This window comes from Polaromonas sp. CG_9.5 (assembly GCF_035984465.1).
GTDB lineage: Bacteria > Pseudomonadota > Gammaproteobacteria > Burkholderiales > Burkholderiaceae_C > Polaromonas.
This window is the reverse complement of the sequence record NZ_JAXCHR010000012.1, coordinates 100,580-112,576: the sequence shown is the minus strand read 5'-3', so window position 1 is coordinate 112,576 and position 11,997 is coordinate 100,580. Positions and strand designations below refer to the sequence as shown.

The following is an 11,997-nucleotide window of genomic DNA, read 5'->3' as shown; positions in this document are numbered from 1 at the left end:
TCCGGGTTAAGTGCACACCATCGTGGTGGGCAACTCCCCGGATACTGCCCGGCTCATCAACCCGGCGCAAGAATGGTGTTCGTCGGACGGTTACCCTGTTTCAGCTGGCCGCGCGTGTCCAGCACATCCCAGGTGAACGCCATGACACGGGAGTAATCCGCATCATCGGCTGGCATCATGAAGCCAAGTTTGTTTTTGGGCGTCAGCGGCATATCGATGTAAGCGGCATAGAGGCGTGGATCTGCCTTGCTGTAGTGCAGTGCTTCATAGGTTTCGGTGATCATCACGTCGCCTTTTCCTTCGGCAATCAATCCGGGAATTTCCGCATTCTTGTCATGCGTGCTGACCTGGGCCGACTTCAGCTTGTCCAGCACATAGGCCTCGTTGGTGCCGCCCGGATTCTTGATGACGCGAACCCCCGGTTTGTTCAGGTCTTCAGGGCTCATGTATTTTGCTTTGTCAGCCGCCCGCACCAGCGCAACCTTGCCGAAGGGCGCGTAGCCTGGCAGCATCTCGACGTAGCGGATTCGCCCGATATTGCGGGTAATGCCGCCGACTGCCACATCAAACTTGTCCGCCTGAAGATCTTTCATCAGGTTGGGCCATGAGGTCTGTACATATTCGACTTTGACGCCCATTTCCTTGGCCATCAGTTCAATGACGTCGATGTCATGGCCGGCAAAGCCTGCATCGCTCTTGATGGCGAACGGTCGATAGTCGCCCGGCGTGCCCACGCGGATGACCTTGCTTTCCATGATTTTGTCGAGGCGTGGCCCGGCGTGCGCAAACTCCGTGAGCGACAGACTGGCCGCAACAGCCGCAGCCGCCAGGAAAAGCACTTTTCTTGTCATCATTTCAAGATACTCCAGAGTTGATCAGGTAGGGGATTGGCTTTCCCTTGCTCAGGCTGCGCGTTTAGGTAAAAACTGCCAGCAAATTGAGTGGGCATGTGATCGTAGCGGCATTGGCGTCAGTCGCCATCAGTTGCCGCATGCGTTTACCCGCTTTGTGTGGCATTGGCCGTGAACTGCTTGCGTGTCGTGTAATAGGCAGCTTGATGAAGTGAAACTGCGAGTACGGTGTTCATCAGCTTTGCTGGTTTCAAGGTGGTTGTCGTCTTCAAGCGAAGTTGCACCAAAGCAGTGTTAAAAAGCGGATGGCTTTTGACGCGAAAACCCCCACTGCTAAAATTAGCACCATCCCCCCGCACTGTTTCCCACCCATGCACCCCATTTTTCCTCACCCTGGAGCAGGCTCCATGCACCGCTTGCCTGTGGTGAGGCGCGCCGTTGCGTGCGAGATCTGGCCGTACAAGCCGGTCGCACATTCCTCCGCCCGGCGATAACCTTTTCTCTTTTTTGCGCAAACCATCCATCGCCGGGCACCCGCTCAGCGCGATAGCGGCCGTCTGCTGATGTCAGAGCCGGCCGCACCCGATGGAGATGCGTCATGTATCCAGATAACGACGGCAAACGCTTGCCTGTCTGCCGAAGTGCTTTTCATTCGACGGCCCGCGCGCCATGCGCCGCCACTGCCTTAAACGCTCGCGCCAAGCCTGATCCCGTTCAGCACGCATGCGCCGTGTGCTTCATGACTGAGCGGGATTGACCACCATGGAATTCACCAAAAATTTTCTCCGTGCCAAGAGCCCGTGCGCCGATGGCTTTCGCTGGTTTGTGCGCAATGTGGAAGACGGCAGCGGCTACCAGGCCGCGCTGGACACGCTGGTCAGTGCCGGGCGTGTCGATGATGCCTGCTGGCTGTTGACGCAGTTTGGCCCGACCAACGAAGTGTTGCGCGTTGACTCACTCGGGGCCGAGGCGATTGTCTTTGCGGGCAGCGTGGAGGTTAAAGGCGGCATCGATGTCGACACCGTGATTCAGGCCGGGCGCTCCATCCGGGCCGGTGGCGGCTTGCGCGCCGGTCGCGCCATCGTGGCAGGCGAAGACATCCGGGTGGCTGGCAGCATCCACAGCGGCGGCACGCTCCGGGCGGGCGGCGGCATCCGCGCCGATTGGGGCATCGAGGTCCAGCAAGCGCTGGTTTGCGGGGGCGACATGCGCGCTGCCTGGGACGTGATCTGCCACGGCAAGTTGTCCTTGCAGGGCAATGCGTTTGTCGGGCAAGACCTGATCGTTCACGGGCTGCTCGAATGTGGCAAGGGGCTGAATGCGGGCGGTGCCATCGTCTGCGCTGACAGCATCCGCGCCGGGCAGGGCATGCTGGCCGGCGGGGCCGTCAGTGGCGGCATGCATCTGGAAGCCGGCTGGGGCATCAAGTCCGGCGAATCCATTCAGGCCAATGGCTCCATCAAGGCTGGCGAGAGTTTGTCTGCGGGCGATGAAATTCGCGCAGGCGCTGGCTATGGCGTGTACGCCGGCCTGAACGTCCAGCAGGACGCCTGGGAATCGAGCGCGCAGGTCAGTGCGCAGAACAAGCCCAAAGGCCTGATGAGCGGCTGCTGGGCGGGGCCAAGGGTGGTATGAAGCCGATTTGGAAAAAGGATCAGCGGGCGTTGGATTTTTCCGGTTTACGGGGTATTGCCCTACCGATTTGCACAGGTGGCACACGCACAATCGAGCCCATGAACACTCGACTCCTTGACACGCTGCGACGCAAAAACAAACAGATTGCAGGCGCAGTTGAACTGGCTTTGCGCACCATAATGCCCTCCGCAGCGAGGCCGTCCGGCGGTCTTTCAAGGCGGTCTGCGGTGCTGGCTCTGGGCGCTTTTCTGGGCTGGAGCCTGAGCGCCGGGGTGTCGGCTGAAACCTTGCTGCCCGAGGGTGCAGCACCTGCCAGCCCGGCGCCGCTGGCCGCCGAGTTTGCACAGCAGGTGGCTTCGCGCCTGCTGATCCCCGAAGACGAGCAGCTGGCGTATGCCGCGCGCCTGCAGGACGCGCTGGCTGCTGCGCAAGTGACGCTGGCCGCGCCGCAATTCATCGTGCTGGTCGACCGCAGCCCGAACGTGCAGGCGGCGCTGCTGTATTGGGGGTCGGAGCGTGGCTGGCAATTTGTCGGGGCCTCGCCGGTATCGACCGGCCTGCCGGGCCGCTACGAGCATTTTTTGACGCCGCTCGGTGTGTTCGATCATTCGCTGGCGAACCCGGACTTTCGCGCCGAGGGCACGAAAAACAAGCTGGGCTTTCGGGGCTACGGCGTCAAAGGCCGGCGGGTTTATGACTTTGGCTGGATCGAGTCGCCACGCGGCTGGGGCGACGGGTCAATGGGCAAGCTGCGGCTGCAAATGCATTCGACCGACCCGGTGCTGGCGGAACCGCGCCTGGGCACGGCGCAGTCCGAAGGCTGTGTGCGCATTCCGGCAACGCTCAATGACTTCATCGACCGCCACGGCTTGATTGATGAAGACTACGACCGTGCGCTGGCGGAGGGTGACAAGCTGTGGGTGCTGCGCAAAGACCGCACGCCCGTGTCGTCGCCGGGGCGCTATCTGGTCGTGGTGGACACCCAACGCGAGGCGCGGCCAGACTGGTCGCCCTTGCCGGTGACACGCAAACCCGCCGCCAAATCAAAACCCAAGCCAGCGGCCAAATCAGCGGCCAAACCTGCAACGCCCTGACACCGGTTGGGGCAAATGGCTTGTGCTGGCGGCGCGGGCGCGGGTCAACAGCGCGGTTGCCTTCGCGCGCCAGCAGGCCGTGCCCGCCAGAATCACGCCTAATTCACTGTTTATGCATAAAAACTGGCTGTGGCGCACGTCCTGTATGCGCAGGCAGCTATTTATTTTATAGCGTAGGGCAGAGGGATTGGGGAGGTATTCAGACCCAGCGTTTTTCAGAAATTAGGCGTCGCGACGCACGCGATGGCAGCTAATGAACCGGGTGGCGGGTTGCTGCAGCCGCGCTGCAAAGACGACACGCCACTGAGCGCGCAGGTTCAGCCCAATACCGTTTTCGCACCTTCAAACCGCGCTGCATAGTATTTGCTGTCCAGCCGGTCGGTTCTGACGCCGGTGCGCGGGTTGCTGGCATGCACGAAGCGCCCGTCGCCCACATAAATGCCGACATGCGAGAACGAATAACCCAGCGTATTGAAAAACACCAGATCGCCTGGCATCAGGTCGGCCGGGTTGATGGGGCGGGCGGCCTTGGCCATGGACGCAGCACTTCCGCGCAGCGCAATACCGGCGGCCTGAAGGTAGACATGGGAAACCAGTCCGGAGCAGTCGAACCCTGTGGCCGCGCCGCGCCCGCCTGAAACATAAGGCATGTCCAGCAGCGACAGCGCAAACACCGCGATTTCGCCCCCGGTGCGCGAAGCATTCGGGGAGCGCGCCACATGGGCGGGCCGGGTCGCACAGCCGGCAAACGCCAGCAGCGTCATGCAGCCCAGCCACTGGCCGCAGCGCCTGCGGGAATACGTCTGAGGGTTCATTTGATCTCCGCCAAAAACACAGTCAACCGAGTTGGGTTGCCTGCAACGCCTCGAGGCGTGCAAGCCGGCCTGACATGCTACCGCAGACGGATGCCGGTAAAAAGACCTTGATGGCCATTAGCATGAAGGCCGCCGTACACTCGCCGAATGCTTGATTTTCTGATGCAGTCCCCCGAGACTGATGACGCCCTTCGCCGACCCTGCATGGATGTGGCCGTGGTCATGCGACGCGAGCGCATCGACAACGTCTGGCAGCCGTGGCGCTGGATGCTGGCCGATGTGGTGCCGCATGAGGTCAGCTTTGGCAAACAACCGCGCCTACTGCTGAAGGACGAGCGCGAGGAGCGCTGGCTGCATCCCGGCTTCCGGGTGGAGTTGCACCGGGGCGATGCCGAAGGCTACTACCTCAATGTCACCACGCCCCAGCCGTGTTTCTGGGTCGTCTGGCGCATGGAAGAAGAAGCGGCGCTGGCCGAAGAGCCGGTTGCCGTGCCGCAGATCGTCACCTTGAGCTACCACGATGCAGGCCGCTGGCTCGATGCCCAGGAAACTGTGGAACAAGTGCCGGCCCCGCCCGACGTGGTGCAGTGGATGCAGCATTTTGTCGATGAACACCATGTGCTGGAGGCCAAGCGCCGCCAGCGCCCGCAAAGCTTCAAGCCGCTGGTCGACCGCTTTGGCAGCCCGGCCCGCGTGAGCACTGAAAAGAAGTTTGGCGGTGGAGGTGGCCGTGGCTGAAGCGCCCTCTGGATTCCTGGGCCGCTGGTCGCAGCGCAAGACCGACGCGCTGCAGGGCAAGCCGCTGGCCGAGCCTGCCGCACCGGTGAAAGCCGCGCCAGCGATCGCCCCTGTTGCTTTCCCTACAGCGCTTGTAACTGGTACGGACCAGGCCTCCGCGGCTGCGACGCCGCCCGCAGAAGCGTCCGAAAAGCTGCTGTCGCTGGACGATGTGAAGGCACTCACCCAGGATTCCGACTTCCAGCCCTTCATGGCCCGAAATGTCGGTGCCGACGTGCGCAATGCCGCCATGAAAAAACTTTTCACCGACCCGCACTACAACGTGATGGACGGTCTCGACATCTATATTGGCGACTACTCCATCCCCGACCCGATTCCGGACTCCATGCTGCGACAGATGGTTGGCGCCAAGCTATTGAAAATTTTTAACGAAGATGATGAAAATAATGATAACGGCCAAGAAACCGCTGAAGTGCAATTTCCTGTAGATTCGTCACCTCCGGATGAGCTGAATAACCCTACGCCTGAAATCGTGGCACAGTCCGCAAATTCCCCAGATTCCGCAGATATCCACGGTCCGACAACCCCAATCGCTGAACTCCCCAGCCAGCCCGAGCCTTTCGAGGACCACGGCGCCAGCCAACCCGACGACCATGCCCACTCTCATCTGCGACTGCAACCAGACCATGCCCCTTCAGCCCCTGGCGCTGGGCTCGGCACTTGATGAAAACCTGACGCTGCATTCGACGCTGTGCCGGCGCGAAGCAGGCGCCTTCCAGAAGGCTGTCCAGTCCGGTGACGACGTCATCGTCGCCTGCACCCAGGAAACCCGGCTGTTCGCCGAACTCGCGCAGCAGACAGAAGGCGCCACATCCGTCATCAAGTTTGTCAACATCCGGGAAACCGGTGGTTGGAGCAAGGACGCCGGGCAGGCCAGCGCCAAGATTGCCGCCTTGCTGGCGCTTGCCCATCTGCCTGATGCCGAACCGGTGCCGACGGTGACCTACAAGAGCGCCGGCCGCCTGCTCATCATCGGCCCACTCGATGCGGCCGAGCGCGCCGCCGAACTGGTCTCGGATGCGCTCGACGTCACGCTGTTCAGCCTGGGCGCAGGCAGCAAAGGCGGCCTGCAAGAGCGGCGCTATCCAGTGCTGGCCGGGCAGATCGGGCAACTGACCGGCTGGCTGGGCGCCTTCGAGCTGAACTGGACACGCAGCAACCCGATTGACCTGGACCTGTGCACCCGCTGCAACGCCTGCCTGTCGGCCTGCCCGGAAGGCGCCATCGGCTTTGACTACCAGATTGACATGAACCTGTGCCAGTCGCACCGGGCCTGCGTGAAGGTTTGCGGCGTCGCCGGCGCCATCGATTTCAGCCGCGAGCCTGAGGCACTGAGCGAAAAATTCGACCTGGTGCTCGACCTGCGCGCCACACCGGCCTTTACCCAGCATGCACTGCCGCAAGGCTATTTCCGCTGGGATGGCCAGGACAGCCGCACGCTGCTGCAACTGCGTTCGCTGGTGGGCGAATTTGAAAAGCCCAAGTTCTTCAATTACAAGCAAAAGCTGTGCGCCCACAGCCGCAACAACACCGTGGGCTGCAGCGCCTGCATCGACGTGTGTTCGGCCTCGGCCATCAGCAGCGAAAAAAATCGCCAGCAGATCAAGGTGAACCCCAACCTGTGCGTCGGCTGCGGCGCCTGCACCACCGTCTGCCCGACCGGCGCCATTTCCTATGCCTACCCGCGCCCTGCCGAGCAGGGCACAAAAATCAAGACGCTGCTGACCACTTACGCCAAAGCTGGCGGCAAGCACGCCGCGCTGCTGTTGCACAGCCAGGAGGCCGGCACGCGTCTGCTCGGCGATTTGGGCCGCAGGGCCCGGCTCGACCCGGCGATTCGCGGCGTGCCGGCGCGCGTGATGCCGCTGGGGCTGTTTCACACCGCCTCAACCGGCCTGGAGCTGTGGCTTTCCAGCGTGGCATATGGCGCGTCGCAGGTGTGGGTGCTGATGACGGGCGAGGAAGCGCCGCAGTACCGTGAAGCCGTGCGCGCGCAGATGGACGTGGCGCAGGCCATCCTCACCGGACTCGGTTTTTCGGGCGAGCATTTCCGCTTGCTGGAGGCCAAAGATGCGCGCGATCTGGCGGCGCTTGATGTCCAGTTGCAGGCCATGCCCGCGCAGGGCGTTGCCCAGCCTGCCGGTTTTGCCGTGCAGGCCGACAAGCGCGCCACGCTGGAGCTGGCGCTGGACCATTTGATGGCGCAGGCGCCGGCCACGATGGTCACAGCGGTCAAGCTGCTCAAGGTTGAAGTGATTGCGCTGCCGGCCGCATCGCCGCTGGGCGCGCTGGCCATCAACAAAGACGCCTGCACCCTGTGCCTGAGCTGTGTCAGCGCTTGCCCGGCCAGCGCCCTGCAGGACAACGCCGAACGCCCGCAGCTCCGGTTCATTGAAAAGAACTGCGTGCAGTGCGGCCTGTGCGTCACGACCTGCCCGGAAAATGCGCTAGCGCTGGTGCCCCAGCTCAGGCTCACTGCGCAGCGCAAGGAATCCGTGGTCATCAACGAGATGCAGCCCTATGCCTGCATCCGCTGCAGCAAGCCGTTCGGCACGCTCAAGGCGATTGAGTCCATGCTGGGCAAACTGGCCGGCCATGCCATGTTCCAGGGTGCGGCGGCAAACCGCTTAAAGATGTGCAGCGACTGCCGCGTGATCGACATTTACTCGGCCGACAACGAAGTCAAGATTTCCGACATTCGTTAACTTCAGTTCACACCAGCCAACTCCAGCCCACAGGCAACGATCCATGCAAGCCCAACTCACCGCTGCCTCCCTCGACGAAGAAACCGCGCGTGCCGAGGTCTACGGACTGCTCGCCGCATTGCTCTATGCGGCGCCCACTTCTGACCTGTACGACAGGCTGCGCGTGGCCGTGACTGAAGCCCCGGCCGCCGGCGCGCTGCTTGAAAGCCCCTGGGGCGAACTGATTGCCGTTGCACGTGAACAGTCGCTGGCCGACACCCGCCGTGAATACGACGCCCTGTTCGGCGGCGTGGGCAAGCCCGAGGTCTATCTTTTCGGCTCCCACTACCTCAGCGGCTTCTTGAATGAAAAACCGCTGGCAGCGCTGCGCACCGACCTGGCGGACCTTGGCCTGGCGCGCGACGGCGACATGTCCGAGACCGAAGACCATGCTGCGTACCTGTGCGAAGTCATGCGTTACCTGATCGCTGGCGACGATGTCGAAGTGGCCAATCTGACGCGCCAGCGGGCGTTTTTTACGCGCCATGTGCAGCCCTGGTTTTTCATGATGTGCGAGGCGGTCATGCTGCATCCTAAGGCGCGTTTCTACCGTACGCTTTGCGGCTTTACGCAAGCCTTTATCAACGTTGAAACGCAGGGTTTTGACATGCTGGACTGAAGCCTTTTACTTGCAGTGCATTGAGTGCCATTTCCACATGATGAATGTTTCCACCAACCGGCGCGTCGTTAAAAAAACGTCAAATTTTTCGTGGTTTTCCCTTAGTTTCAGGGTTGTGTTTACGTGAACCATTGTGGTGCGCCCACGTCTAAAGTAGAGTTATGAAAATAGTCACATACCACCAAAATTTCATGGAGCAAAGCATGCAGGAAAGCCATCCCAAACCCTCACGCAGGGGTTTCTTTTTTGGTGCAGCAGCCACCGGCGCAGCCGCTGCTGCCGTGATGGCGCTGCCGCGAGTGCAGATTGCTGAAGTCGCCATTGCGGCACCCAAGCCGGCGCCTGAAAAAGGCGGCGGCTACAGCGCCTCGGAGCATGTCGAGCGTTATTACAAGACCGCGCGCGTCTGATTCCACTTTCCGAATATTCGTTCTTCAATTCTCATGGAGAGCTTCATGCTGCTCACGAAAAAATCACCCGGCCTTTCTGGCTTGACACCGCACCGTGCGGGTTCACCGCGCTTTGTGCAAAGCCTGACGCGCGGCCTGTCCCACGCTCTGCCCACCATGGACCGACGTTCGTTCTTGCGGCGGTCGGGCCTCGGCGTTGGCGTAGGGCTGGCGGCGACCCAGCTTTCGCTGGTTAAAAAAGCCAGCGCAGCGGCTCCCGGCGAACCGGGCGGCAATTCCAAAATTGAAGTCAAGCGCACTATCTGCTCGCATTGCTCAGTCGGTTGCGCAGTGGATGCCGTCGTTGAAAACGGTGTCTGGGTGCGGCAGGAAGCTGTATTCGATTCGCCCATCAATCTGGGTGCGCACTGCGCCAAGGGTGCCGCGCTGCGCGAGCACGGTCATGGGGAATACCGCCTGCGCTACCCAATGAAGCTGGTCAACGGCAAGTACGAACGCATCAGCTGGGACACGGCCCTCAATGAAATCACTGCACGCATGCTGGCGCTGCGCAAGGAAAGTGGCCCGGACTCCTTGTATGTGATTGGATCTTCCAAGCACAACAATGAGCAGTCGTATTTGCTGCGCAAGTGGATGAGTTTCTGGGGAAGCAATAACTGCGACCATCAAGCCCGCATCTGCCACTCGACCACGGTGGCCGGCGTTGCCAACACCTGGGGCTACGGAGCCATGACCAATTCATACAACGACATGCAAAACAGCAAGTGCGCGTTGTACATTGGCTCGAATGCCGCCGAAGCCCATCCGGTCAGCATGCTGCACATGCTGCATGCCAAGGAAACCGGCTGCAAGATGATCGTGGTCGACCCGCGCTTCACGCGAACGGCGGCCAAAGCTGACGAGTACATCCGCATTCGCTCCGGTTCGGACATTCCTTTCGTGTTCGGCATGCTTCATCACATCTTTAAAAACGGCTGGGAAGACACGAAGTACATCAATGATCGCGTCTATGGAATGGACAAGATCAGGGAAGAAGTGCTGGCCAAGTGGACCCCCGACAAGGTGGAAGAGGCTTGCGGTGTCCCCGAAGCTCAGGTTTTCAAGGCCGCCCAGATGATGGCCATGAACCGGCCCAGTACGGTCGTCTGGTGCATGGGGCAGACACAGCACACCACCGGCAATGCCATCGTTCGCGCATCGTGCATCCTGCAACTGGCGCTTGGCAACGTCGGCAAGTCCGGTGGCGGTACGAATATTTTCCGGGGCCATGACAATGTTCAGGGCGCCACCGATGTCGGACCCAATCCCGACTCGCTGCCCGGTTACTACGGTCTGGCTGAAGGTTCGTGGAAGCATTTCGCCAAGGTGTGGGGTGTGGACTTCGACTGGATCAAGGCCAAGTACGCTTCACCCGCCATGATGGGAAAGCCGGGCATCACCGTGTCCCGCTGGATTGACGGTGTGCTGGAGAAAAACGAATTCATCGACCAGGATTCCAACCTGCGCGGCGTCTTCTACTGGGGCCACGCGCCGAACTCGCAGACTCGCGGCTTGGAGATGAAGCGGGCGATGGACAAGCTCGACCTGCTGGTGGTGGTGGATCCGTACCCGTCGGCCACCGCCGCGATGGCCGCCATGCCGGGCAAGGCCGAAGACCTGAACCCGAACCGCGCCGTCTACCTGCTCCCGGCCGCCACACAGTTTGAAACCAGCGGCTCCTGCACCGCCTCGAACCGCTCGGTGCAGTGGCGCGAGAAGGTCATCGAGCCGTTGTGGGAAAGCCGCAGCGACCACATGATCATGCAGCAGTTCGCCGACCGCTTGGGCTTTGGCAAGGAGTTGTCGAAAAACTTCAAGATGCAGCAAGTCAAGGGCATGGATGAACCCGTGCCCGAGGACATCCTGCGTGAGATCAATAGGTCCTGCTGGACCATCGGCTACACCGGTCAGAGCCCCGAACGCCTGAAGGCGCACATGCGCAGCATGCACCTGTTTGACGTCAAGACGCTCAAGTCCAAGGGCGGCAAGGACAAGCAATCGGGTTATGACACCACGGGTGATTATTTCGGTCTGCCGTGGCCGTGCTGGGGCACGCCAGAGATGAAACATCCCGGCTCACCCAATCTGTACGACACTTCCAAGCATGTCATGGACGGCGGCGGCAACTTCCGCGCCAACTTCGGCGTCGAGCGCGAAGGCAAGACGCTGCTGGCCGAAGACGGCTCGCATTCGCTGGGCGCCGACATCACTACCGGCTACCCCGAATTTGACCATTTGCTGATGAAAAAGCTCGGATGGTGGGCTGAACTGAGCGAGCCTGAAAAAGCGGCGGCAGAAGGCAAGAACTGGAAGACCGACTCGTCGGGTGGCATCATCCGCGTGGTCATGAAAAACCATGGCTGCTATCCCTTTGGCAATGCCAAGGCCCGGGCCGTGGTGTGGAACTTCCCTGATGCGATTCCGCAGCACCGGGAACCGCTTTATGGCACCCGGCCTGACTTGGCGGCCAAGTACCCGACGCATGATGACAAGAAGACCTTCTGGCGCCTGCCGACACTGTACAAAACCCTGCAGGACAAGAACATCGCCGACAAGGTGCATGAGAAATTTCCGCTGATCATGACGTCGGGTCGGCTGGTCGAATACGAAGGCGGCGGCGAGGAAACCCGTTCCAACCCCTGGCTGGCCGAGTTACAGCAGGAAATGTTCATCGAGATCAACCCCAAGGTGGCGGCCGAAAAAGGCATCCGCAATGGTGAACGCGCCTGGGTCAGCACGCCAACCGGTGCACGCCTCAATGTGCAGGCGCTGGTTACTGAGCGCGTCGGTCCTGACACTGTGTTCATGCCCTTCCATTTCTCGGGACGCTGGCAGGGCGCCGACATGCTGGCCTACTACCCCACAGGCGCTGCGCCGGTGGTGCGCGGAGAGGCCATCAACACCGGAACGACCTATGGCTACGACAGTGTGACGATGATGCAGGAAACCAAAACAACCGTTTGCAATGTCGAACGCGCATAAGGAAGAATAA

At 61.1% G+C, this 11,997-nt stretch carries 10 protein-coding genes; 8 read left to right on the top strand and 2 right to left on the bottom strand.

Features of this window, described 5'->3' with window-relative positions; genetic code table 11:
* Nucleotides 1-56: 56 nt before the first annotated feature.
* Nucleotides 57-854, bottom strand: coding sequence for a transporter substrate-binding domain-containing protein (locus RCH06_RS11355; RefSeq protein ID WP_327081570.1), 798 nt, complete (start codon nt 852-854; stop codon nt 57-59).
* A 759-nt stretch (nt 855-1,613) separates the two neighbouring features.
* Here RCH06_RS11355 and RCH06_RS11350 point away from each other — a divergent pair.
* A complete protein-coding gene (locus RCH06_RS11350) occupies nt 1,614-2,486 on the top strand; it encodes a hypothetical protein (protein WP_327081569.1) in 873 nt (290 codons plus the stop codon).
* 98 nt (nt 2,487-2,584) lie between these two features.
* The gene (locus tag RCH06_RS11345) at nt 2,585-3,580 is read left to right on the top strand and encodes a L,D-transpeptidase (protein ID WP_327081568.1); all 996 of its coding nucleotides are present in this window, start codon (nt 2,585-2,587) and stop codon (nt 3,578-3,580) included.
* Nucleotides 3,581-3,897: 317 nt separating this feature from the next.
* Here the strand turns inward: RCH06_RS11345 and RCH06_RS11340 are convergent, their stop codons facing one another.
* The gene (locus RCH06_RS11340) at nt 3,898-4,395 is read right to left on the bottom strand and encodes a C40 family peptidase (RefSeq protein ID WP_327081567.1); all 498 of its coding nucleotides are present in this window, start codon (nt 4,393-4,395) and stop codon (nt 3,898-3,900) included.
* Nucleotides 4,396-4,542: 147 nt separating this feature from the next.
* On the opposite strand from RCH06_RS11340, the gene RCH06_RS11335 reads away from it, so the two are divergent.
* From RCH06_RS11335 to RCH06_RS11310, 6 genes are all read left to right on the top strand, one after another.
* Complete coding sequence (locus RCH06_RS11335; RefSeq protein WP_327081566.1) at nt 4,543-5,133, top strand: DUF3305 domain-containing protein; 591 nt, start codon at nt 4,543-4,545, stop codon at nt 5,131-5,133.
* Nucleotides 5,126-5,857: a DUF3306 domain-containing protein gene (locus RCH06_RS11330; protein WP_327081565.1), complete on the top strand. Its 732-nt coding sequence runs from the start codon at nt 5,126-5,128 to the stop codon at nt 5,855-5,857. Before RCH06_RS11335 ends, RCH06_RS11330 begins: the two co-directional genes overlap by 8 nt.
* On the top strand, nt 5,820-7,898 hold the full coding sequence (locus RCH06_RS11325) for a 4Fe-4S binding protein (protein WP_036805517.1): 2,079 nt from the start codon (nt 5,820-5,822) through the stop codon (nt 7,896-7,898). The genes RCH06_RS11330 and RCH06_RS11325 overlap by 38 nt, the downstream gene beginning before the upstream one ends.
* A 43-nt stretch (nt 7,899-7,941) precedes the next feature.
* Entirely contained in the window at nt 7,942-8,556 is a 615-nt protein-coding gene (locus RCH06_RS11320; RefSeq protein WP_327081564.1) for a TorD/DmsD family molecular chaperone, read from the top strand.
* A gap of 161 nt (nt 8,557-8,717) precedes the next feature.
* Entirely contained in the window at nt 8,718-8,966 is a 249-nt protein-coding gene (locus tag RCH06_RS11315; protein ID WP_442799643.1) for a formate dehydrogenase, read from the top strand.
* A gap of 45 nt (nt 8,967-9,011) precedes the next feature.
* A complete protein-coding gene (locus RCH06_RS11310) occupies nt 9,012-11,987 on the top strand; it encodes a formate dehydrogenase subunit alpha (RefSeq protein WP_327081563.1) in 2,976 nt (991 codons plus the stop codon).
* Nucleotides 11,988-11,997: the final 10 nt, after the last annotated feature.